Origin of the sequence: Streptomyces sp. NPDC002580 (genome assembly GCF_042889485.1) — a bacterium.
Lineage (GTDB): Bacteria > Actinomycetota > Actinomycetes > Streptomycetales > Streptomycetaceae > Streptomyces.
The window spans coordinates 150882-172834 of the sequence record NZ_JBIAQZ010000014.1; the positions used below are offsets into that span (position 1 = coordinate 150882).

Below are 21953 nucleotides of genomic sequence, written 5' to 3' on the forward strand. Positions count from 1 at the left end.
CTGCCTCCGCTCATGCAACCGGAACGTATCGTCGTCAAGATCGGCACGTCGTCGCTGGTCACCGACGGCCGCCTGGATCCGCACAAGGCCGACGCCCTGGCGGCGTCCGTCGCGGACCTGACGCACTCGGGGCTGCGCCCGGTGCTCGTCACCTCGGGGGCCATCGCCCAGGGCCGCAGCGTGCTGGGCGGCGGCGGCGGGGCGGGCGAGGAGGGCCTTCGGCTGGCCGCGGCCGTCGGCCAGGGGCCGCTGTTCGAGGCTTTCCGGGCCGGTCTGGCCCGGCGCGGTCTGACGGCGGCCCAGTTCCTGTTCACGCCGCTCGACCTGTGCGACGACCTGCACCGGGACGGACTGCGCTCCGCGCTGGACCATGCCCTGGACCGCGGCGTGGTTCCGGTGGTCAACGAGAACGACGCCGTCCAGGTCCGCAACAACGACATCCTCGCCGCCCTGCTGAGCGTGCTGCTGCGGGCCCGGCTGCTCGCGCTGCTCACCGACGTCCGCGGCCTGTACGGCAGCGATCCGCGTACCGATCCCGACGCCCGGCTCATACCGGAGGCCAAGGGGATGACCGTGGAGCTGGAGCGGCTCGCGGGGTCCTCCGCGGGTGGTCCGGGCACCGGCGGCATGATCAGCAAGCTGGGCGCGGTGTGGATCGCCACCCTGGCCGGAGTCACCGCTGCCATCGCGGATGCCCACGAACCGCGGGTCCTGTCGCGGTTGCTCGGTGGAGAACCGGTGGGCACGCTCGTCCACCCTCGGGACACCGTCCGCGACCACGGCCTGGAGCCGCTGTGGCGGGCCTTCTCCGCTCCGCCGCGCGGCACGGTGGTCTGTCGCCCGGCCGCACGGCACGCGATCGAGGCGGGGCGGCCCGTGCCGCTGCCCCTGGTGACGCGTGCCGAGGGGGCGTTCGCGGCCGGCGACGTCGTCGACGTGGCCGTGGACGGCACCCCGCCGATCGCCCGGGGCCGTACCCGGCTCGGATCCCTGTCCTTGGCCGAGGCCCTGTCCGCGGACGGTGCCACGGTTCTTCACCCCAGCGAATACGTGAGTCTTCTGGAGGCCTGCTGATGTCCGTCATCGAAATCTGCCGCACCGCCGCTGCTGCGGCGCGCGTGCTGCGTGAGACACCCACCGAGGTGAAAGACCGGGTCCTGGAGTCGATCGCCGAGGCCCTGGACGCCGAACGCGGGCGTCTGAAGGCGGCCAACGCCCTGGACATCGAGGCGGCCCGGGCCGCCGGGACGTCGGCGACCCTGATCGACCGGCTCACCCTGACCGACAAGCGCATCACCGGCATGGTCGACGCGATCCGTACCATCATCGGCCTGCCGGACCCGGTGGGGGCCGTCACGGGCGGCCAGAGCCGCCCCAACGGCCTGCGCATCGAGCAGGTGCGCGAGCCTCTCGGTGTCGTCGCCGTCGTCTACGAGGCCCGGCCCAACGTCACGGCCGACGTCGCCGCGCTGTGCCTGAAGTCCGGCAACGCGGCCGTGCTGCGCGGTTCGTCCATCGCCCTGCACAGCAACACGGCCATCGCCGCCGTGATCCGTGAGGTGCTGGACGCGCAGGACGAGGTTCCCGCGGCGTCCGTACAGCTCATCCCCGACACCTCCCGGGAGGGGGTGCTTGAGCTGCTGGCGGCCGAGGAGTACGTGGACCTTGTGGTCCCGCGCGGCGGCCCCGGCCTGATCCAGACGGTCAAGGACAACGCCAGGGTTCCGACCGTGATCGACGGCGACGGCAACTGCCACGTCTACGTCGACGCCTCGGCGGACCCGGCCAGGGCCACGAGCATCGTCGTCAACGCCAAGACCTCCAGGCCGAGCGTGTGCAACGCCTTGGAGACGCTGGTGGTCCACGAGGCGCTGGCGGCCACCTGGCTGCCCGGCTGCCTCGACGAGCTGGCCGCGCTGGGTGTGACCGTGCGCGGCGACGAACGCACGTGCGAGGTGTGGCCCAAGGCCGAGGCCGCCACCGGGGACGACTGGGCGACCGAGTACCTGGACCTGGTGATGGCGGTGAAGGTGGTCCGCGACCTGGACGAGGCGCTCGACCACATCGAGCGGTACGGCACCCGCAACGCCGAAGCCGTCGTCGCACAGGACATCTCCGTGGCACGGAGGTTCGCCCTGTCGATCGACTCGGGCAGTGTCTTCGTCAACACCTCGACCCGGTTCTCCGACGGCGGCGAGTTCGGCTACGGCGTGGAGATCGGCGTGTCCACGCAGAAGCTGCACGCGCGCGGCCCCATGGGACTCGAGTCCCTCACCTGCGTGAAGAACGTGGTGTGGGGCGAGGGGCAGATCCGCGTCCTGTGACGGCCGGAGGGCAGCGCCCGTCATCGCATCCGTGCTACGAGAGGAGAGACACGGTGGCACCCCTACGTCCTTCGGCCCTGGTGGACAGCATCGGCGAGGCCGCGTCGATCAAACAGAACAACCTGGTCTACGAGTTGCAGGCCGACGGCGCGGACATCATCACGCTCTCCCTCGGAGAGGCCTTCTTCGACGTCCCCGCGCCCTCCTTCGAGGAGTTGACGCCCGCCGCGCACCACTACTCACACACCCGGGGCGTCCCGCTGCTGCGGCACAAGCTCGCCAAGTACCACGAGAGCGGGTCCGGGACGTCCGTCGACCCCGACCGCGAGATCATGGTCACCGCCGGCTCCAAGTCGGCGCTGTTCATGACGCTCGCCGCGATCCTGGAACCCGGCGACGAGGTGATCATCCCCGAGCCGCTGTGGGTCAGTTATCCCGATCAGGTGCGGCTGTGCCGCGGGATTCCGGTCGCCCTGCCCTGGCATGCCACGGTCGAAGACCTCGCCGACCGCGTCACCGCCCGCACCCGGGCGATCATCGTCAACAACCCGCACAACCCGACCGGACGCCGGCTGTCCGACGACGAACTGCGCACGCTGCACGTCCTGGCCGAAACCCACGGGCTGGTCCTGATAGTGGACGAGGTGTACAGCGAGTTCGTGCCGGGCGGTAACCCGTTCGTGTCGGCGAGCGCCTTCGACCCCGACAAGCGGCACACCGTTGTCTGCAATTCGATGTCCAAGAACTTCGGCATATCCGGCTGGCGGGTCGGTTACGTCATCGCCCACGAAAGCCTGATCCGGCAGCTGGCCAAGTTGCAGCAGCACCTGGTCACCTGCGCCCCGACGATCCTGTGTCACTACCTCGCGGAGAACTTCGAGCAGATCCTGGCGCACACCCGGCCGCAGATCCGCGAGGTGGTCGAGCGGCGCAACCGGGTCGCCGAGGCGTTCGCCGCCCGCGGGGTGACCAGCCTGCCCGGCGACTCCACTTTCTACCTGTTCCCCTCGCTGGGTTCCTCCCGGCTGAACTCCATCGAATTCGCCGACGAGTTGCTGCGGCGCCACCGGGTGAGCACGGTCGCCGGGATCTCCTACGGGGTGTCCTGCGACCGCTTCGTCCGGGTCTCGGTCGGCGCGGAACCGGAGGACCGTCTGCTGCGCGGCGTCGAGGCGATCTGTGACCTCATCGAGGCGACCAGTACCGCCGAGGAGACCGTATGAGCACCCGTACGGTGGCCTTCCTCGGCTGCGGGCGCATCACCCGGGCCGTCGCCCAGGGGCTGGTCGCGGCCGACGGGGGGCCGTGGCGGCTGCGCGGTGCGTCCCGGCACGGGCGCAGCGCCCGTGCCCTGGCCGCCGACACCGGACTGGTGGCGGCCGAAAGCATCGCCGAAGCGATGGCTGGTGCCGGTCTCGTCGTGGTGGCCGTGCACCCGCACGAAGCCGCGGAGGTCCTCGCCGAGACCCGCCTTCACCTGACCGAGGGCCAGATCCTGGTGTCCCTGGTGGCTTCCTGGCCCGTGGCGGCCGTCGCCGAGGCGGTCCGGTACGCCGTCCCGGTGCTGCGTGCGGTTCCGAACGTGGCCGTGGCCGCGCGGGCCGGCGCGACGGTGCTGTCCGCGGACCCGGCCGTCGCACCCGCCCAACTGGCCTTGGTCCAGGAACTGTTCCGTGACCTTGGCCCCGTCTTCGTGGCCGACGACCACCACCTGGAGACGGTCAGTGCCCTCTCCGGCGCCGGTCCCGCCCTGCTCGCCCGGTTCGCCCAGACCCTGGCGGAGGGTGCGGCTGCCCTCGGGCTGCCTCCCGGGCTCGCCGAGCACCTCGCACGCCACGCGGTACGCGGCACGGGCGCCCTGCTCGACGGGGCCGGTACGACCTTCGCCGACACCATCTCCTCCGTGTCCTCTCCCGGCGGCATGACCGAGCGGGCCCTGCACACGCTGGACCACCACGGTCTCCCGGCCGCCACGACCGCCGCCCTCGACGCCGCCGTACGTCTGTCCCTGAGCCGAATGCCGGTGAGCGGGACGGAACGCGGTGTCGGGGCGGAGGGCGGGGCGGCTCGTCCTCCGTAGGTTCCGGCCCACTGCCCCGTCGGTTCCGTCGCCACGCCCGGCCCAGGTGTCCCTTCCGGCGGCGTGCGCATCCCGCCCGCCGCAACTCTGCTGGAGTATGTCGTGTCAACCGCGAAAACCGCGTCCTATCTGACTGTTCTGAAGATCCCCCATGCGGCGCGCACCTTCGGTGCCGCGCTCATCGCCCGGTTCGCCTACGGCATCGTCTTTTTGTCCCTGGTGCTCACCGTCACCCGGGCGACCGGCTCGTACGCCATGGCCGGCGGTGTCCTGGCGGTCTTCGGGCTCTCCAGCTCCCTGCTGGCGCCCTACCGTGCCCGCCTGATCGACCGGCACGGGGTACGCCGGGCCCTGCTGCCCATGGCGGTTCTGTGCGCGTCGCTGCTCGGACTGATCGCCGCGGTGTCCTGGCAACCCGGCGCCCCCCGGGCCGCCCTGTGGGTTCTGGGTGCCGCGGCCGGCGCGTTCGCGCCTCCGCTGGGTCCGTTCATGCGCACCCTGTGGGGCGTCCTCGTACCCGACGAGAAGGAACTGCTCCAGCGGGCCTACTCGCTGGACACCGTCGCGGAAGAGCTCCTGTACGTCGTCGGCCCGCTGCTGGCCGGCGCGCTCACCGCGTATGCCGAGCCCGCGCTGGGTGTCGCCCTGAGCGCGGTACTGCTGCTGGGAGGAACGGCGGTCCTGGCCACCTCACCGGTCGCCGCGTCCTTCCGCGCCGTCGGCGCTGCTTCGGCACCCCCACAGGCCACCGGGGCCGAAGCGTCGCCCGCCCCGCCCGCGGGAGGCGCCAGGTGGTGGACCAAGCTGATCGACCCCGTTCTCGTCACCGCGGGTCTCGGGGCCTGCATGGGTGCCTTCAACCTCCTCGCCGTGGCCTTCGCGGACGAGCACGGCACCGCCGCCTCGGTCTCGTGGGTGTCGGCGACGATGGCGGTCAGCAGTGCAATGGGCGGCCTGCTGTACGGAGCGGTCGGCTGGAAACTCGCCGCGCGGGCCCGGCTGCCGATCCTGGCCGCTTTTCTCGGTATTTTCTGCGCCCTGGCAGGGCAGGCCACCGGAATGATCGGCCTGGTCGTGCTGGCCGCCGCCGTCGGATTCTTCATGTCGCCGACCTTGACGACGTCCTATCTGATCGCCGGTGAGGTCGATTCTGGAGCCCGTAGTACCGAGGCCGGTACCTGGGTCAACACCGCCTTCAATACCGGGAACGCGGCCGGCTCGGCCGGGATCGGCCTGCTGTTGGCTCCCCTGTCCCTGGCTTGGTGTTTCGTGGCGACCGGTGCCCTCGTTCTGCTGCCCGCCCTCGTGTCGGCCGTCCGTAATTCCGGGCGAATGATTCGCAGGGTTGAGCGGATTGAAATTCCTGCAGCAACTGCTAACCTGAATTCAGGTGAAGGAGAGAAGCCCTAGAGGGAATTTACTCGGGCTTGCTTTCGGAGAGTTTTTCAACCTCGATTTCCACCGTCATCACAGATTCCTTGAAGGAGAATTCCGTGACCATTCTGGAGAATGCGCCGACCCAGCTGTCCGAGGTGCAGAAGAAGCAGGTCCGCTCGGTGTACCAGGAGATCGCCACCGAGTACGACGAGCGCATCCCGGGCGAGGGCCCCAGCGACGACACCTTCACCGAGTCCGAGCACGAGTTCGTCCTGAGCAAGGTGCGTGCCGGCCAGAAGGTTCTCGACATCGGCTGCGGCACCGGCCGCTTCACCGTCCCGATGGCCGCCGCCGGCGCTCGGGTGACCGGCCTGGACATCTCCCGGGCCATGCTCGACGTCACCGAGGGCAAGCTGGCCGCGCAGGGCCTGTCGGCGGACCTGCACGAGGGCGACATGGCGGACCTGCCCTTCGAGGACAACTCCTTCGACGTGGTCACCAGCATGCTCGCCCTGATGCACATCCCGCTGGAGGACCGCGAGCGCGTCTTCGCCGAGGTCAGCCGTGTCCTCAAGCCCGGCGGGAAGCTCGTCATCGGCGTGAAGAACAGTCTGTTCGAGCAGTTCTTCAAGGGCGACCGCTTCGCCGCCGTCGACATCACCGACGTCGAGGGCAAGACGTTGCTCTTCACCAAGACGCGCGGCGGCAACGACCTCACCGCCCCCTGGTACAGCTTCAGCCCGCACGAGCTCAAGGCCCTCTTCGCCGCCTCGGGGCTGATCATGACGCATCTGCGCGGCAACTCCACGATCTCCGCATGGCTGGCCGACGAGGTCCTCGCCGACAGCGGCGTCGCCGGTGTGGTGCGCGCCCTGGAGAAGAACCTGGGCGACGTCCCGCCGTTCAACTACCTCGGCTACCACATCCTTGTCGAGGCCGTGAAGCCGGGCCGCTGATCGCCCGGCACCCTTCTCCGGTCGCACCGCCTCACCCGGTGCGGCCGGAGGGGGCCGTGACCCGCCGTCGGGCGGGACCAGTGCACCGACCGACCCCACGCCCCCGAGGTGTTGCATGGACATGCAGCTTGTCGTCGTCAACGACGAGGAACAGTATTCGATCTGGCCCGCCGACCGCCCGGTGCCGAGCGGCTGGCACGCCGAGGGCTTCACCGGAGACAAGCAGGCGTGCCTCGACCGCATCGCCGAGGTCTGGACCGACATGCGTCCGCTGAGTCTGCGGAGCCCGGAGCCCGCCCGGTGAGCAGCGCGATACACGCCCTCGCCGGTTACCCCCGGCCCGACTCCGGCCCGACGCTCTCCCAGTTGTTCGAACGGGCGGCGGACCGGCGCCCGGACACCCTCGCCGTCAGCGCCCCGGACGGGGAGCTGACCTACCGGCAGCTCGACCGGGCGGCCAACCACGCCGCCCGGGAACTCGTCGCCCTGGGAGTCGGGCCGGGGCAGGCCGTGCTCAGCGCCTTCCCCCGTAGCGCCGCCGCCCTCGTGGCTCAGCTGGCCGTCCTCAAGGCCGGGGCAGCGCATGTGCCGGTCGACCCCGAAGCCCCGGGCGAGCGCCTGCGGTTGCTGGCCGCCCGTACCAGGGCCGCCGCCGTGCTGGCCCCGGCGGACCGGATCGGCGACCTGGCCGACCTCACCCCGCTCTCCCTGCCCGTCGGCCTCGGCGACCGCAGCGCCGAGCGGCTCGCTCCGCGGGCCACCGCCGACGACACGGCCTACATCGTCTTCACCTCGGGCTCGACCGGAGAACCCAAGGGTGTCGTCGTGTCCCACCGCGCGATCGTCAGCACCACGCTCGCCCGGTTCCGGCACTACCCCGAGCCGGTCCAACGCTTCCTGATGATCTGGCAGATGACCTTCGACGCCGCGATCGGATGCGTTTGGTGGACGCTGGCCTGCGGAGGCACCGTCGAGTTCGCGCCGGCCTCGCTCGACGGCATCATGGCCGCAGTGGACGCCATGCTGGCCGGCGAGCGGCGGATCTCGCACACCGCGATGACGCCTTCGCACTACCACGCCGCACTGCAACGGCTGTCCGGCCCCGCGGCGGGCCCCGGCAATGTCCTCGTGGCGGGTGAACCCTGCCCGGAGCAACTGCTCACGGACCACTTCCGCCTGCAGCCGGATACCCGGCTGTGGAACGAGTACGGGCCCACCGAGGCCGCCGTGTGGTGCACCGGCACCGAGCTGACGCCTGGCCGGGAGGTCACCGTCGGGCTGCCCGTCGACGGGGCGGGGATCCTCGTACTCGACGAGTCGGGGGAACCCGTTCCGACCGGCGAACTCGGTGAGGTGTACGTGAGAGGGGCCGGGCTGGCGGACGGCTACCTGGGTGACCCGGAGCTCACCGCCCGGCGGTTCCCGGAACATCCGGCCGGCCGCAGGTATCGCACCGGCGACGTGGGACGCCTGCTCCCCGACGGCCGGCTGGTCGTCATCGGCCGTACCGACGACCAGCTCAAGATCCGTGGTCACCGCATCGAACCCGGCGAGGTCGAGGCCGTTCTGCAGACGCACCCGGAGGTCGCCCAGGCCGTGGTGACCGCATGCCAGGGCCGACTGGTCGCCTTCGTCGTACGTCGCGACGCCGCGCGGCAGGCAGGCGTGCCCGCCTCGGCCTGAGTCCTGTCGCACCCGGTCTCAGGCCCCGTCATCCGATCGGCACGACATGTGCCGTGCACTGGAGGGACTTCCATGCCCGATTCCATCTCCACGCAGGTCAAACAGGTCCTCGTGGACATCCTCGACCTCGACCTCGGTCCCGGGGACATCTCCGACCACATCTCGCTCTATTCCACGACCGTCAGCCTGGACTCCCTGACTCTGCTGCGCATCATCACCGAGCTGGAGCGGACCTTCTCCTGCGAGATCAACGACGAGGCCGTGATGACCGCAGAACTCGTCGACGTGGGAAGTCTGGTCGACCTGGTGCGGTCCCAACTGGCGCTGGCTGGCGTCGTCCCGGACCCCGCCGGCCGCTGACCCACTCCAAGGAGACGCACCGTGAACACCAGCGTTGACTCCCGCCCAGCCACCGGAGTCCAGGTACCCACCCACTGGTACAACGTCATCGCCGACCTCGCGGGCTATGTCTCGCAGGACCGCCGGCCGGCCCAGCAGCCAGGCCGGCACGGCCTCAAACCGCAGCTGCCGCTGTCCATCTACCGGCAGAGCGTGAGTGACGAGCCCTACATCGAGATCCCGGCCGAGATCCGGGCCCAGTACGAGAACTGGCGACCCACCCCTCTGGTCCGGGCCCGTCGGCTGGAGAAGGCCCTCGGCACCCCCGCCCGCATCTACTACAAGTACGAGGCCGCGAGTCCTTCGGGAAGCCACAAGCTGAACTCCGCCATCGCCCAGGCCTACTACTACAAGAAGGCCGGGGTGCGCGAGCTCGTCACCGGCACCGGAGCCGGGCAGTGGGGCACGGCCCTGGCGATGGCCTGCACCGTCTACGACCTGGAATGCACCGTCTACATGGTGCGCTGCAGCTACGAGCAGAAGCCGCACCGGCGCGTGATGATGGAGCTCAACGGCGCCCGGGTCATCCCCAGCCCCAGCGTCACCACCGAGGCCGGCAAGTCGATCCTGGCCGACGACCCCGACTGCGCCGGCAGTCTGTCCGTCGCCAGTTCCGAGGCGCACGAGTACGCCAACGAGGGCGACGGCGTGCGCTACTCGGCGGGCAGCGGGGACAACCACGTCCTGCTGCACCAGACCGTGATCGGGCAGGAGGCCCTGGCCCAGATGCGGGAGCTCGGGGAGTACCCCGACACCGTGGTGGCCGCCCTGGGCGCGGGCAGCAACTTCGCCGGCCTCACCATGCCCTTCTACCGCGACGCCGTGGCCACCGGCCGCAGCACCCGCCTGGTCGCCGTCGAGCCCAAGTCCTGCCCCAAGCTGACCCGCGGTGTGTACACCTGGGATCACCACGACGCGCTCGGCAACACGCCCATGTCCAAGATGTACACGCTGGGCCACACGTTCATCCCGTCGGCCATCCACGCCGGAGGGCTGCGCTACCACGGTGCCGCACCCGTGATCAGCTGGATGTACCACAAGGGACTTGTCGACGCCGTGGCCTACGGTCAGAGCGAGGTGTTCGAGGCCGGCGTGACGTTCGCCCGCGCGGAGCAGGTCATCCCCGCCCCCGAGTCGGCCCATGCCATTCGGCACGTCATCGACCGAGCCGTGCGGGCCCGGGAGACCGGCACGCCCGAAACGATCCTGTTCAACCTCAGCGGGCACGGACTGATGGACCTGGGCTCGTACGAGAAGTACCTCACCGGGATGCTCGAGGACGACTCCGCGGCCGAGGCCGAGGTGGAACAGGCGCTGGCCAGGCTGTCCCAGACGGCGATCCGGTAGGGAGCCGACCATGGAACTTGCCTGGACACCGGAACAGTCGGAGCTGCACCACCGCCTGCGCGGCCTGCCCGCCGACGCGACCTGGAAATCACTGGCCGACGCACAGGTCATGGCCCTGCACATCCCGCGGGAACACGGCGGCCTCGGCCACTCCGCGCTCACCAGCGCCCTCGCCCTCGAAGGCCTGGGGTACGGCTGCCGGGACATCGGAGTGCTGATCGCCGCCGGTGCGCACATGTGGGCCGTCGCACTGCCCCTGGCCACCTTCGGCACTCCCGAGCAGCGGAAGACCTTCCTGCCCGGTCTGGCCGCCGGACGGCTGGTGGGTGCCCACGCCATCACCGAGACCGAGTCCGGTTCCGACGCGCTCGCCATGCGGGCCGTCGCCCGTCGCGACGGTGACAAGTACGTGCTGACCGGCCGCAAGAGGTTCATCACCAACGCGCCGGACGCGGACGTGTTCCTCGTCTACGCGACGCTCGGCAGTCGGCTCGGCTTCACCGGCGTCACCGCCTTTCTCGTCGAACGCGGCCAGGCAGGCGTCCGGGTGGAGACCGAGCAGCAGAAGATGGGCCTGCGCTCGTGCCCATGGGGCCAACTGGTGCTGGACGAGTGCGTCGTGGATGCCGGCATGCGGCTCGGGGCCGAGAAACAGGGCTCGGAGATCTTCGCCACGGTGATGGCCTGGGAGCGCACCCTCCTGCTGGCGCCACTGCTCGGCGCCATCGAACGGCAGATTGAGGAGTGCGTGGACCGGGCCGGGTCGCGACGCCAGTTCGGCCGGCGCATCGGCTCCTTCCAGTCGGTGACCAACCGGATCGTGGACATGCGGCTGCGGCTGGAGACCTCGCGCGGCCTGCTGCGTGCCGCGGCCTGGGAGCTGGACCTGCCCACTCCCGGACGCGCCAAGCGCTCCTCCCCACTCCCGGAACTCGTCAAGCTCCAGGTGAGCGAGTCCGCCGTCGCCACCTTCGAGGACGCCATGCAGATCTTCGGGGGCCACGGCTACACCGAGGACGCCGGGATCGAGGAACGGCTGCGTGACGCCCTGGGGACCCGGATCTCCTCCGGGACCTCCGACATGCAACGCGATGTCGTCGCTGCCAAGCTCGGATTGAGGTGAACGTGACACAGCAACCCGACGTCCTCGAAGGGACGTTGACCACCTATCTGGAAGCGGCGGTCCGCCGCCACCCCGACGCCGTCGCCGTCAAGGACCAACAGCGCCGGGTCACCTACGCGGAGCTGGACGGGATCAGCAGCGGCGTGGCCTCGGCCCTGACCGCTCCGGGTTCCGTCTCCGGCCGGCGCATCGGAATCTGGCTGAACAAGTCGGTGGAGGCCGTCGCCGCGATCCATGCCGTGCTCCGTTCCGGCGCGGCGTACGTGCCGATCGACCCCACGGCACCGCCGCGCCGGGCCGCCGCTGTCCTCGCCGACTGCCAGGCGTCGTGGCTGATCACCACACCGGAACGGGCGCAGAGCCTACGTGCCTGCGCACCGGAGCTGGTGCAGACGCTCTCGCTCCTGTACGTCGGAGTCGGTGAGGAGGAACTCCCCGCCGGAGCCGGGTCGACCACATGGGAGGACGCCCTCACCCGGTACGCGGACGCCGCCCCGGTGAGGGTTCCCGCCGAACCGGATGACGTGGCCTATCTCCTGTACACCTCCGGCTCCACCGGTTCCCCCAAGGGCGTCGTGCTCACCCACGCCAACGCCCGGGCCTTCGTCGACTGGGCCGTCGACGAGTTCTCGCTGACCTCGTCCGACGTCCTGGCCAGCCACGCCCCGTTCCACTTCGACCTCTCGATCCTCGACGTCTTCGGCGCCGCGGCCTGTGCCGGGGCTGTGGCCCTGGTCCCGGAGAGCCGACAGGGTCTGGGGCCGGCCCTGGTCCGTTTCGTCGCCGACCAGGACGTCTCCGTGTGGTACTCGGTGCCCACCGCACTGCGGCGCATGGTCGAGGGGACGAACGGTGGCACGCTGGCCGCGACGCGGCTGCGTCTGGTGGCCTTCGCGGGCGAGGAGTACCCGACCAGGCATCTGCGGTCGCTGCGGGGAGCGCTGCCCGCCCACAGCGCGCTGTACAACCTGTACGGGCCGACAGAGACGAACGTATGCACGTTCCACCGTCTCGGTCCGGAGGATCTGGCCGAGGACGCGCTGACGTCCCCCCCGATCGGACGGCCCTGCCCCTACGCGACGGCCTTCCTGCTGGACGGTGACGGTACGGCGCTGCCGGAGACCGGCGAGACGACCGGTGAACTGTGCGTCGGCGGTGGATCGGTCATGAGCGGTTACTGGAACGACCCGGTCAGGACGGCCGCCGTCGGCATCGAGCGCGACGGCCGGCGCTTCCACCGCACCGGAGACCTCGTCCGGCGCCTCGCCGACGGCCGGCTGGTCTTCGTCGGGCGCGACGACACCATGGTGAAGGTCAGGGGCCATCGCATCGAACTGGGGGAGATCGAGGCCGTCCTGGACGGATGGCCGGACGTCGGGGACGCGGTGTGCGTGCTCACCCCCGGACCGGACGGCACGGACCGCATTGCGGCGTTCGTGACCGCTCCACCCGGCGCCGAACCGGACGAGCGGGCCCTGCGACGGCACTGCCGGGAGTTCCTGCCCGGCTACATGGTGCCCGAGTTCATCGAGGTCGTGACCGCCCTGGACTACACGTCCACAGGCAAGATCGACCGGAGGTCCCTGGCGCGGCGCGTCCACGCGGGGCGGTGAGCGGTGCACACGCTAGTGGAGAAACGCCAGCTGCCCGCGCACACCCTGGAGACCTGGGAGTGGGTCAGTCCGTCCCTCGGCTGTGCCAAGCGCGCCAGCGTGCTGGTGCCCAGGACGTGTACATCGGCGGGGAACGAGGTTCCCGTGCTCTTTCTGCTGCACGGTTTCGGAGGGAGCCGCACCACCTGGCTGACCGGAACCCGGCTGACCGAGCATCTCGCGGAACTCGATCTGCTGGTCGTGCTTCCGGAAAGCGGTCGCCGTTGGTTCATCAATGACGACCGGGGTTTTCGGTACGAGGATTATCTTCTCGACGAGTTGGTGCCTTTCGTCGATGCTCGCTACGCCGTGCATGTCCGGCCCGGCGCACGGGGCATCGGGGGGTTTTCGATGGGCGGGGCCGCGGCGCTGATGCAGGCGCTCCGCCACCCAGAGGTGTTCCCCGTGGCGGTGAGCCATGCCGGCGCGTTCGAGGCCCCGTCGCGGGTCGGTGATCCCTACGCCGAACAGCGATGGAACCGGGACATGGCCATCCCCTCCACCGAGGCGCACGAACGGGTGTGGGGCTCGCCGGGAAGCCCCGTGAGACACCGCTACGACGTCTCCGCCCTGCTGGGTGAGGGGCGCTTCGCCGAGCGCCTCTCGGTCTATGCCGATGTGGGGTCGGAAGACTATCCAAGAATTATCGAAATGAACTTGAGAACCGCGCGGAAGCTGACTGCTTCCGGTATCGAGACGGAATTCTTCGAGCGTCCCGGCGGTCACGATCTGGAATTCCTGGACCGGGCGCTTCCCTTTTCCCTGAAATTCGCCGAGCGAAGGCTCAAGAGGAGCTGACGATGTGTGGTATTGCCGGCTGGGTGGACTGGCGGCGCGACCTGTCGGAGAGCGGGCCGGTCATCGAACGCATGACGAAGACGCTCGTGCCCCGGGGACCCGACGCCCAGGAGGTCTGGCTGTCCCCGCACGCCGCGCTCGGGCACAGCCGCCTGGCAGTCATCGACCTCGACGGCGGAAGGCAGCCGATGGTGCGCACGGACCGCGCCGGCGGTCGGGTGGCACTCACCTTCAGCGGCGAGATATACAACTTCCGGGAGCTGCGCACCGAACTCCGGTCGCACGGCTGGTCGTTCACCACCCGCTCGGACACCGAGGTCCTGCTGAACGCGTATCTGCAATGGGGGCTCGACTTCGCACGCCGTCTCGACGGCATGTACGCCTTCGCGATCTGGGACGAGCGCACCCGCCGGCTCGTCCTGGTCCGTGACCGGTTCGGCATCAAACCGCTCTACTTCGCCCCTGTCGGCGACGGTCTGATCTTCGGTTCCGAACCCAAGGCCCTGCTGGCCCACCCCGAACTGTCGGCCGAGCTGGACGCGGAGGGCATCGCCGAGCTCATGACGGTGCCGCGCGCACGGACTCCCGGACACGGCACCTTCCGCGGTGTGCGCGAACTCAGGCCCGGCCGCCTGCTGGTCGCCACCGACACCGGTGCGCGGGAGGAGCCGTACTGGCGGCTCGAAGCCAGGCCGCACCCCCACGACTTCGCCGGCACCACCGCGCACGTGCGTTCCCTGCTGGAGGACATCGTCGACCACCAGGTGGTCGCGGACGTGCCCGTCGGCACCCTGCTGTCCGGCGGTATCGACTCCAGCGCCGTCACCGCGTTGGCCGCCCGGGCACTGAACGGAAAGCTGTCGAGCTTCGCGGTCGCCCCGCCCTCGTCCGGCAGCCCCGGCTCCGACGCCTGGCGGCCCAGTCCCGACGGCCCCTTCGCCGCGCTGGCGGCCTCCTCGCTCGGGATCGAACACGTCGTGACCGACGTCGGCGTGGACGCCCTCGTCGACCGGTTCGACGTCGGGTTGCAGGCGCGTGACCTGCCCGGCTGGGGCGACCTGGACACCTCCATGTACCTGTTGTTCGAGACGATCCGCCGGCACTGCACGGTCGCGCTGTCGGGCGAGGCGGCCGATGAGATGTTCGGCGGCTACCTGTGGCAGCTCGACCCGGGCTACGTCTCCCACTCCTCGTTCCCCTGGATGTACGGCCGCCGCCAGCCCGATTTCCTGCTCCGCGACGACGTACGCCGCCTGATCGAGCCGGAGCGCTACGAGGCCGATCGCTACCACCAGGCACTCGGGGAGGTGCCGCGGCTGGCAGGTGAGGACGCGGCCCGGCGGCGCGAACGCGAGGTTTTCCATCTGGGAGTAACCCACTGGCTGACGGCTCTGCTGGACCGCCAGGATCGGCTCAGCATGGCTCTGGGCCTGGAGGTCCGGGTCCCGTTCGCCGACCACAGGCTGGCCGAGTACCTCTTCAACGTGCCCATGGAGCTGAAGAGACACAACGGAACGGCCAAGGCGGTGCTGCGCGAGGCAAGCCGCGGACTGCTGCCGGACGAGATCGTCGACCGGCCCAAGAGCGCGTACCCGGCGAGCCGCAACGACGAGTACGTCGAGCGGATGAAGGGGCTGGTGCTGGAACTGCTGGCCGACCCGCACGCCCGCGTCTTCGACCTCGTCGACCGGGATCGGGCCAGGGCGATGGTCACCTCGGAGCTGACCTGCCTGCCGGGCCCCATCACCGCCGTCACTCCCGCCATCAGCCTGTCCTACCTGCTCGAACTGAACCGCTGGCTTGAGCTGTACGACGTGCGCATCGCTCTGTGAAACAGCCCGACAAGCACCGAACGCCCCTCACCAGCACGGAGCAGCGATGACACCCCTCGCCCAGCTGAACCGCCTCTTCACCGAAACCCGGCGCGGTGCGCCGTGATCGACGGGATCTTGCCCGCCACGGTGGCCTCCGCGGAGACGTTCCGCGACCCGCCGTACATGGTGCTCTTCCCCGAAGAGGAGGCCGTGACCCAAGGCGCGGTGGAGGCGCGACGCGTCGAGTTCCGGACCGTGCGCCACTGCGCCCGCAAGGCTATGGGGGAGCTGGGCATCCCCCCCCTGCCCATCCTGCCCGGGCGGCGCCGGGATCCGCAGTGGCCCGAGGGCATCGTCGGCAGCATGACGCACTGCAAGGGCTACCGGGCCGCCGCCGTGGCCCGGGCGAGCGACGTCCTCTCTCTGGGTATCGACGCCGAGCCGCACGAGCGGCTTCCCGACGGAATGCTGCCGGCGGTGGCCCGGCCGGACGAGATCGCCCGGCTGACCCGCCTGTATGCCAGCCGTCCGGAGGTGCACTGGGACCGTCTGACGTTCAGCGCCAAGGAGTCGGTCTACAAGGCGTGGTTCCCACTTGCCCGCCGCTGGCTCGATTTCCACGACGCGACTCTCACCCTCCACCCGGACCGTCAGGCGTTCGATGTGGAACTGCATCAGACGCATCTGCACGGCACGGGACGGTCCCTCACCGCCATGAGCGGGCGCTGGGCCGTCGAGGACGACCTGATCACCACCTCGGTGGTCATCGAGGCGGCGTCCGCGGCAGCCTGAACCGAGCACCGCCACCTGCAGCGCCCGCCAACCCATCTGTCGACCGCTCATTCGAAGGAGCCCTGTCATGCCCGGGACCGATGTCCTCGACCACCGCCCCGCCCGCACCGCCGTACCGCGCCGGCTGCTGATGTGCCGCCCGCGGTACTTCGAGGTCAGCTACAGCATCAATCCGTGGATGGACCCCGCGAAGCCGGTGGACACCGCACTGGCACTGGCGCAGTGGGAGCGGCTCCGGGACACCTACGAGTCGCTCGGTCACACCGTCGAGGTGATCGACCCGCTCCCGGGGCTGCCGGACATGGTGTATGCCGCGAACGGCGCCACTGTTTTCGACGGCAAGGTGCTCGGTGCCCGGTTCCGTCACATGGAGCGAACCGCCGAGGGGCCCGCCTACTTGGAGTGGTTCGCCCGCAATGGCTTCGAGGACATCCTGTGGCCCGAACACATCAACGAGGGCGCGGGAGATTACCTGCGGGTCGGTGGGTTGATTCTGGCCGGTACCGGCTTTCGCACCGATCCGCGCTCGCATGCGGAGGCGCAGGAGTTCTTCGGTCTCCCCGTGGTCGGTCTCACCTTGATCAATCCGAAGCACTACCACTTGGACACCGCACTGTCCGTCCTGTCGCAGGACGAGATCATGTACTACCCGCAGGCCTTCACTCCCGGCAGTCAGGCAGTGCTGCGGAACATGTTCCCCAACGCGATCCTGGCGTCGGATCAGGACGCCGCGGTGTTCGGTCTCAACGCTTTCTCCGACGGAATGAACGTCATACTCCCCGAGGCTGCCACCGGGCTCATCGGGCAACTGCGGGACCGCGGCTTCAATCCGCTGGGTGTGGACCTCGCCGAACTCCTGAGGGGCGGAGGCAGCGTCAAGTGCTGCACTCTCGAACTCCACGGAGCTTGATCTCTCGCCCGCCAACGGTGCCGGTCACGCCGTGGACCGGCAGAAGAAGGACGCAGGGGCCGGCCCTGATCCAGGCCCGCGGCAGAAGCGGCCCCACAGCGCGGGAAACGATCTTCAGGCGCCCTGATGTCACCCCTGACCAGCGACTTCCGGCGGTGCCCCTGCGGTTCCGCCGCGCCGGCCACCGGCGGTCACGATGGGGACCGGCAGGGAGCAGGACGGTATGCCCGGGCGGCGGCCCGGAGGTGGCGGTGCTGGTGCCCCGGATACCGCGTTCCTCTACCGCCAGTAGAGGAACGCGGTAGAGTCGGGATATGGCAGCAGACGAGACGAGCATCAAGGTGAGCACGGCCGCGCGGGACCGGCTGGCGCGGTTGGCGGCCGAGCACGGCACGACCATCCGCAGCCTGGTCGAGGAGTTGGCGCAGAGCACGCCGACGCAGGCCGAGTACGCCGAGCGTGCCGAGCTGGCCCGCGCCGAGCTCGCCTCCGCTCTGGGCAGCGCGCCGAGCCCGGAGGCCGAGGCGAAGGCCCGAGCCCTGCTGGAGCGTCTGGGCGCCGCCTCGCACGGGCCGCGGGCGGCCGCGTAGTGGCGGCGATCGCGGTCGTTTTGGACCACACCGCCGCCAGGGCCCTGTACGACCCGAAGGACCCGTTCAACGAGGCGGTCGCCGCGTTCTACGTCCAGGCCTCCGGCGGGCTCGGTGATCTGTATGCGCCGGTGCTGTCGCTGACGGCCGGCGACGCCGAGCGGCCCGGACTGCTCGGCTACATCAAGGGGTTGCGGTTCATCCGGATCGAGGCGTTCGACACCGACGCCGCGGTCACCGCCACCGAACTGCTGCGCTTCGGGCACTCCTGGGCCGCCGTCCACGCCATCCACGCCGCCCGCCCCTCAGCCGCCCATCCGGCCGGGCGGTTCCTGCTCACGCTGACACCGAAGGCGTACGCGGGCACCGGCGTCCAGGCCGTCCACCCCGGCCAGTGACCGCAGGCGTCTGGACGCTCTCTCCAGCCCGCGCCGTCGCGACCCTGGCCCTTGAGCACGCAAGGCATGACCCGCGATTCGCAACGGCCGAGGGCGACATCGTCCAGCCCCGCTACAACAACCCGGGGACTGGGAGGACGCCTGGGTCCTCGGCAACGACCGCTTCGGTCTCGCCGACGGCACCGACGAGGTTCTGCTCCGCTTCCTGGCGGAGATGATCCACCCGGCCGTGGGACGGACTCCGGCGAGGTCCAGACGACGGAGCCGGCGGGCTTGGCCGTGGTGAAGGCGAGGCTCGGCATCGACAGCCTCGGGGTTGACGGCCGCGTAGAAGTGGTCGGGCTCGGTCATGATCTGTCCTCTCGCGCACAGGACGCGCCCCTCACGGGCCACCCCTCCACCCCCTAGGGCGGCGCGGCCCCGCTCAGACAGGATTCCGCGGTGCCTGCACTGGCAGGATGGACCGGAGGGCGCACCGAGCCCTGTTGGGGCGGGGGAGAACGAGGGCATGCTGAGAGCCGGAACGAGCTGCACCGACGCGATCAATTTCCTGGAGCAAGATCTCGTGGCCGGGAGCCTCAACGACGTTTCCAACCAGATCCCTCACGCGATGAGGACCGGCGCGGATGCCGAGGAGGCGATGCGGGCCGTGCGCAAGCGGTACGACGAGTGGACGTGGACGGCCGCCGAGGAGCTCAACCTGCGGTTCAGCGACCGGGAGATCGCGGGACAGCTCCGCGCGGGCCGCTACCGGGCGATCCTCACCGCGCCGTTGGACGAGGCCCGGCTGATGATGTACCTGGAAATTGCCGAGCTCCAGGACTACTTCAGAACCCTGGCGAACCGGGTGCGTGCCCTGCAGGAGCGGTACGGGCACGCCGGTGCCGTGCGGTACGCGGTGCTGGACACGAACACCATGCTGCACTTCACGCGGTTCGACAAGGTCCCCTGGCAGAAGGAGTTCGGGAAGGGCACCGCGGTCATGGTGCCGCACGTCGTGGTCGACGAGATCGACACCAAGAGCTACCAGACCGGGGACAAGAAGATCTCCCGGCGGGCGCGCGGCGTGTTCCGGCTGCTGGAGTCGGTGCTGGAAGCAGGGCCCGAGAAAGCGACCGCGGACGACAAAACCCTCGTGTTCATCGCGGCCGATGAGCCCGGGCACGCCCGCCTTCCCGTGCCGGACGACGAGTTGGTGGCTGCAGCGCTGCGTCTGCACCAGGCCGTCGCTCCCGCGGAGGTGGTCGTCGTCAGCCGCGACATCGGCGTACGGACCCGCGCCCGCGCCTGGGGACTGCCGGCACGGCCCCTGCCCGACAAGTACCTGATCGAAGGCGGCGAACTCCGCCGGCAGGAAATGGAACAGGCAGCCGCCGAGCTCGTGCAGGGCGGGGGCGTGCCGGAGCAGCCTGAACCGCCGGAATCCGCCGCGTCCTCCCCGGACTCGGTAGAACGTCAGGCAGGGAGCGGCTCGTGAACGAACAGGACGGGCAGGACGGACGAGGCCGTCAGGAGCGTGCGGACGCGGTGGACCGCGAGATGGCCGCACGCCTGCTGCCCGGGTCCATGGTGCGGGCGCTGGGCCGCTGGTGGGAGACAAATGCAGCTGCTTACGCGGATGGGACACCCGGCGCGCACGCCGTCCGCTACACGCCCAGCCGGTGGGCGCAGATCACTCCGTGGCCGAAGGCGCTGGCGCCCACCTCCGCCAGCGGGGATGCGGCGGTCAACCGGGCTGAGGTCGCCTCGACCGTCGCCGACGCGCTGCAACGGGAGGCGTTCAGGGAGGCACTGGTCGCGACGTATGTGTGGGGCAAGGGCAAGCGCGGCACTCCCGGTGGCAGCGGACCCGCCGCCCTCCACAAGATCCTGGCCTTCGACGGCCTCGACGCGGCGCTGGCCACCGCGGTCACCGCACTGCGCGAGCACGATGCACCAGAGGCGTATGCCGCGTTCAAGGGGCAGGTGCCCGGGCTCGGGCCCGCCTTTTTCACCAAGTTCCTCTACTTCACCGGCACCGCAGTACCGCCCGCCCACGGGCCGCGGCCGCTCATCCTCGACCGCGTGCTGGCCAGACGCCTGCGGCAGATGGCCGCTGCCGTCGGCCGCGAGAGCGGCCACGACCAGGACGGCTCCATCGCCACCTGGGTCTGGTCCGACAACAACTGGACGCCCCACCGCTATCGGGTCTACCTCTCCTTTATGCACGCCGCCGCCAACCAGCTGGCCACAGATGACAGTTGGCCCTCCGGTGCAAGCCCCGACCTCCTCGAATGCGCGCTGTTCACCACCGGCTGGGAGGCATCTGGCTGAACGGCACCGCCACCGGGGCCGGACAGGAGCGATGCCGCTCGGTCAGTGGGCCCGGGCGCGCGCGGTGTAGTGCTCCTGCAGTCGGCGCAGCATGCGGTGGCAGTAGTGGGCCAGGGGCCGGTGCTGGTTCTCGTCGATGACCAGGGCCAGGGTGTGGATGCCGTTTTGAGCGGAGCACCACCGAGGCACCGGCCCGGCCAGCTGTCTGGCTGGACTACATTTCGCCAGCGTTGTTGGTGATGGTGTGCCAGCGGCGTTCGAAGTCGTTGGCCTGCTTGGTGATGTCGTTGGCGGTGATGGGTTTGTTGTATTGGGCGGTGATTCCCCGATGGGCGCAGCCGTGGGCCACGCTCTCGGCAGATGGATTGTCCACCTCTGTCCGGTGGTCGGCCCAGACGTGGTACATGCGAAAGGACAGGAAGTAGCGGCGCAGCGTGGACGGGCTGATCGGGTTGCCGCTGCGGCTGGTCACGCTTTCGCTGGCAAGGCTTGTGGAGAGCTGCTTGTCTGTGGGCTCCTGGCCGTGCACGTTCTGGTAGTTCTTCCACGCGAGGTAGTACCGGTCGACCACCGTGAGGGTGTTGTCCTCGCTCGCAGGTGATGGACGCTCGTCGATGGACGTGTTCACCTTCGGGCCGGGTATCTCCTCGGTGGCGTGCGCTGCCGCGCTGGGAACAGGCGTCACGGTGGGGGCAGGCTCCAGCGTGTCTTTCGCGTCGCCGGTGTCGGTCACCATCTCGTCGGCGGGTGGCCCGTCGTCACCGAAGTCACGCTGCTGGAAGGCGCGGACGAAGGTGCGGAGGTCCTGCGCGACGAGGGGTTCACCGGCCGCGGTGGTGATGCCGTCGCGCTCGAAGACGTAGCGGGCTAGAGCCGCCGCGTCTGGGTATCTGCCGTACTCACGTGCGAAGTTGATCCAGGCCCGGTAGAAGAACTCCTCCCAGTTCACGTCATCACCGGCCCGCCCGCCCTCAGCAGCGGCAGTGGCGGTCGGCTCGTAACGCTGCTGCAGGCTGACCAAAATGGGGGACAGCTGCTCATCGGACAGGGGGTTGCCTGCTGCCGTTGTGATGGCGAACTGGTCACGGAGGAACAGCGCGAACTGGCCTGGCGTGGGCGCCACGAGGAACTGAGCGACCCACGAAAGGTAGGCGTCCGCGAACAGATCGCTGTCACTAGCATCCTGGAATGCCGGAGCCGACATCTGCGCCCCTGCCCGGGCCTGTGCCTCGGCCTGCTCCGGGGTCTGCTGGACGGGCTCGGCCGGCAGTGGGCGTGCCGGGGATCCGGTCGGCTCCAGCTCCAGGGGCCCGGGCGCCGCGGGGGCGACGGGAGCGGCGGCGGCAGGGGCGGACGCCTGCGCCGGTGCGGGTGCCGGCGGCAGCAGCGCGGGCTCG

22 protein-coding genes and 1 pseudogene are annotated in these 21953 nt (G+C 70.0%); 21 read left to right on the top strand and 2 right to left on the bottom strand.

The genetic code is table 11. From position 1 onward, the window contains the following. Positions 1–12: 12 nt before the first annotated feature. The 21 genes from proB (at position 13) to ACFYW7_RS34470 (ending at position 20556) form a co-directional block, all read left to right on the top strand. On the top strand, positions 13–1074 hold the full coding sequence (gene proB, locus ACFYW7_RS34370) for a glutamate 5-kinase (RefSeq protein WP_389509703.1): 1062 nt from the start codon (positions 13–15) through the stop codon (positions 1072–1074). Next, positions 1074–2324 (top strand): glutamate-5-semialdehyde dehydrogenase, encoded by a 1251-nt coding sequence (locus ACFYW7_RS34375; protein WP_389509706.1) that lies wholly within the window; start codon positions 1074–1076, stop codon positions 2322–2324. Before proB ends, ACFYW7_RS34375 begins: the two co-directional genes overlap by 1 nt. A gap of 53 nt (positions 2325–2377) precedes the next feature. After that, positions 2378–3547: a pyridoxal phosphate-dependent aminotransferase gene (locus ACFYW7_RS34380; protein ID WP_389509708.1), complete on the top strand. Its 1170-nt coding sequence runs from the start codon at positions 2378–2380 to the stop codon at positions 3545–3547. Further along, a complete protein-coding gene (locus tag ACFYW7_RS34385; RefSeq protein ID WP_389509710.1) occupies positions 3544–4404 on the top strand; it encodes a pyrroline-5-carboxylate reductase family protein in 861 nt (286 codons plus the stop codon). Before ACFYW7_RS34380 ends, ACFYW7_RS34385 begins: the two co-directional genes overlap by 4 nt. 102 nt (positions 4405–4506) lie before the next feature. Then, positions 4507–5814 (top strand): MFS transporter, encoded by a 1308-nt coding sequence (locus ACFYW7_RS34390; RefSeq protein ID WP_389509713.1) that lies wholly within the window; start codon positions 4507–4509, stop codon positions 5812–5814. 83 nt (positions 5815–5897) lie between these two features. After that, positions 5898–6737: a class I SAM-dependent methyltransferase gene (locus ACFYW7_RS34395; protein WP_389509716.1), complete on the top strand. Its 840-nt coding sequence runs from the start codon at positions 5898–5900 to the stop codon at positions 6735–6737. 115 nt (positions 6738–6852) lie between these two features. Further along, the gene (locus tag ACFYW7_RS34400; RefSeq protein ID WP_389509718.1) at positions 6853–7041 is read left to right on the top strand and encodes an MbtH family protein; all 189 of its coding nucleotides are present in this window, start codon (positions 6853–6855) and stop codon (positions 7039–7041) included. Continuing rightward, positions 7038–8420 (top strand): amino acid adenylation domain-containing protein, encoded by a 1383-nt coding sequence (locus ACFYW7_RS34405; protein WP_389509720.1) that lies wholly within the window; start codon positions 7038–7040, stop codon positions 8418–8420. Before ACFYW7_RS34400 ends, ACFYW7_RS34405 begins: the two co-directional genes overlap by 4 nt. A 72-nt stretch (positions 8421–8492) precedes the next feature. Next, positions 8493–8780 (top strand): acyl carrier protein, encoded by a 288-nt coding sequence (locus ACFYW7_RS34410; RefSeq protein ID WP_389509722.1) that lies wholly within the window; start codon positions 8493–8495, stop codon positions 8778–8780. A gap of 21 nt (positions 8781–8801) precedes the next feature. Beyond that, positions 8802–10166, top strand: a complete 1365-nt coding sequence (locus ACFYW7_RS34415; protein WP_389509724.1) for a TrpB-like pyridoxal phosphate-dependent enzyme — start codon at positions 8802–8804, stop codon at positions 10164–10166. A 10-nt stretch (positions 10167–10176) separates the two neighbouring features. Beyond that, positions 10177–11289, top strand: a complete 1113-nt coding sequence (locus ACFYW7_RS34420; protein ID WP_389509726.1) for an acyl-CoA dehydrogenase family protein — start codon at positions 10177–10179, stop codon at positions 11287–11289. Between the two features lie 2 nt (positions 11290–11291). Then, a complete protein-coding gene (locus ACFYW7_RS34425) occupies positions 11292–12902 on the top strand; it encodes an amino acid adenylation domain-containing protein (RefSeq protein ID WP_389509728.1) in 1611 nt (536 codons plus the stop codon). 15 nt (positions 12903–12917) lie between these two features. After that, positions 12918–13739: an alpha/beta hydrolase gene (locus ACFYW7_RS34430; protein WP_389509730.1), complete on the top strand. Its 822-nt coding sequence runs from the start codon at positions 12918–12920 to the stop codon at positions 13737–13739. Positions 13740–13741: 2 nt separating this feature from the next. After that, positions 13742–15571: an asparagine synthase (glutamine-hydrolyzing) gene (gene asnB / locus ACFYW7_RS34435; protein ID WP_389509732.1), complete on the top strand. Its 1830-nt coding sequence runs from the start codon at positions 13742–13744 to the stop codon at positions 15569–15571. Positions 15572–15673: 102 nt separating this feature from the next. Continuing rightward, entirely contained in the window at positions 15674–16345 is a 672-nt protein-coding gene (locus ACFYW7_RS34440; RefSeq protein WP_389509734.1) for a 4'-phosphopantetheinyl transferase, read from the top strand. Positions 16346–16412: 67 nt separating this feature from the next. Continuing rightward, entirely contained in the window at positions 16413–17255 is an 843-nt protein-coding gene (gene ddaH, locus ACFYW7_RS34445; RefSeq protein WP_389509736.1) for a dimethylargininase, read from the top strand. A 314-nt stretch (positions 17256–17569) separates the two neighbouring features. Beyond that, a complete protein-coding gene (locus ACFYW7_RS34450) occupies positions 17570–17845 on the top strand; it encodes a hypothetical protein (protein ID WP_389509738.1) in 276 nt (91 codons plus the stop codon). After that, positions 17845–18243 carry a hypothetical protein gene (locus ACFYW7_RS34455; protein ID WP_389509740.1) on the top strand — a complete coding sequence of 133 codons (399 nt, stop codon included), beginning with the start codon at positions 17845–17847 and terminating at the stop codon, positions 18241–18243. The genes ACFYW7_RS34450 and ACFYW7_RS34455 overlap by 1 nt, the downstream gene beginning before the upstream one ends. A gap of 76 nt (positions 18244–18319) precedes the next feature. Beyond that, positions 18320–18529, top strand: coding sequence for a hypothetical protein (locus ACFYW7_RS34460; protein ID WP_389509758.1), 210 nt, complete (start codon positions 18320–18322; stop codon positions 18527–18529). A gap of 222 nt (positions 18530–18751) precedes the next feature. Further along, the gene (locus ACFYW7_RS34465; protein WP_389509742.1) at positions 18752–19720 is read left to right on the top strand and encodes a PIN domain-containing protein; all 969 of its coding nucleotides are present in this window, start codon (positions 18752–18754) and stop codon (positions 19718–19720) included. After that, positions 19717–20556, top strand: coding sequence for a hypothetical protein (locus tag ACFYW7_RS34470; protein WP_389509744.1), 840 nt, complete (start codon positions 19717–19719; stop codon positions 20554–20556). Before ACFYW7_RS34465 ends, ACFYW7_RS34470 begins: the two co-directional genes overlap by 4 nt. 42 nt (positions 20557–20598) lie before the next feature. Here ACFYW7_RS34470 and ACFYW7_RS34475 read toward each other — a convergent pair whose 3' ends face one another. Then, positions 20599–20745: a hypothetical protein gene (locus ACFYW7_RS34475; RefSeq protein WP_389509746.1), complete on the bottom strand. Its 147-nt coding sequence runs from the start codon at positions 20743–20745 to the stop codon at positions 20599–20601. A 25-nt stretch (positions 20746–20770) separates the two neighbouring features. Continuing rightward, positions 20771–21953 (bottom strand): annotated as a pseudogene (locus tag ACFYW7_RS34480) (hypothetical protein); the annotation flags it as partial.

Coding starts and splice junctions, on each gene's coding strand:
- proB (WP_389509703.1), top strand. CDS start 13: ATGCAACCGGAACGTATCGTCGTCAAGATCGGCACGTCGTCGCTGGTC.
- ACFYW7_RS34375 (WP_389509706.1), top strand. CDS start 1,074: ATGTCCGTCATCGAAATCTGCCGCACCGCCGCTGCTGCGGCGCGCGTG.
- ACFYW7_RS34385 (WP_389509710.1), top strand. CDS start 3,544: ATGAGCACCCGTACGGTGGCCTTCCTCGGCTGCGGGCGCATCACCCGG.
- ACFYW7_RS34400 (WP_389509718.1), top strand. CDS start 6,853: ATGGACATGCAGCTTGTCGTCGTCAACGACGAGGAACAGTATTCGATC.
- ACFYW7_RS34410 (WP_389509722.1), top strand. CDS start 8,493: ATGCCCGATTCCATCTCCACGCAGGTCAAACAGGTCCTCGTGGACATC.
- ACFYW7_RS34420 (WP_389509726.1), top strand. CDS start 10,177: ATGGAACTTGCCTGGACACCGGAACAGTCGGAGCTGCACCACCGCCTG.
- asnB (WP_389509732.1), top strand. CDS start 13,742: ATGTGTGGTATTGCCGGCTGGGTGGACTGGCGGCGCGACCTGTCGGAG.
- ddaH (WP_389509736.1), top strand. CDS start 16,413: ATGCCCGGGACCGATGTCCTCGACCACCGCCCCGCCCGCACCGCCGTA.
- ACFYW7_RS34450 (WP_389509738.1), top strand. CDS start 17,570: ATGGCAGCAGACGAGACGAGCATCAAGGTGAGCACGGCCGCGCGGGAC.
- ACFYW7_RS34465 (WP_389509742.1), top strand. CDS start 18,752: ATGCTGAGAGCCGGAACGAGCTGCACCGACGCGATCAATTTCCTGGAG.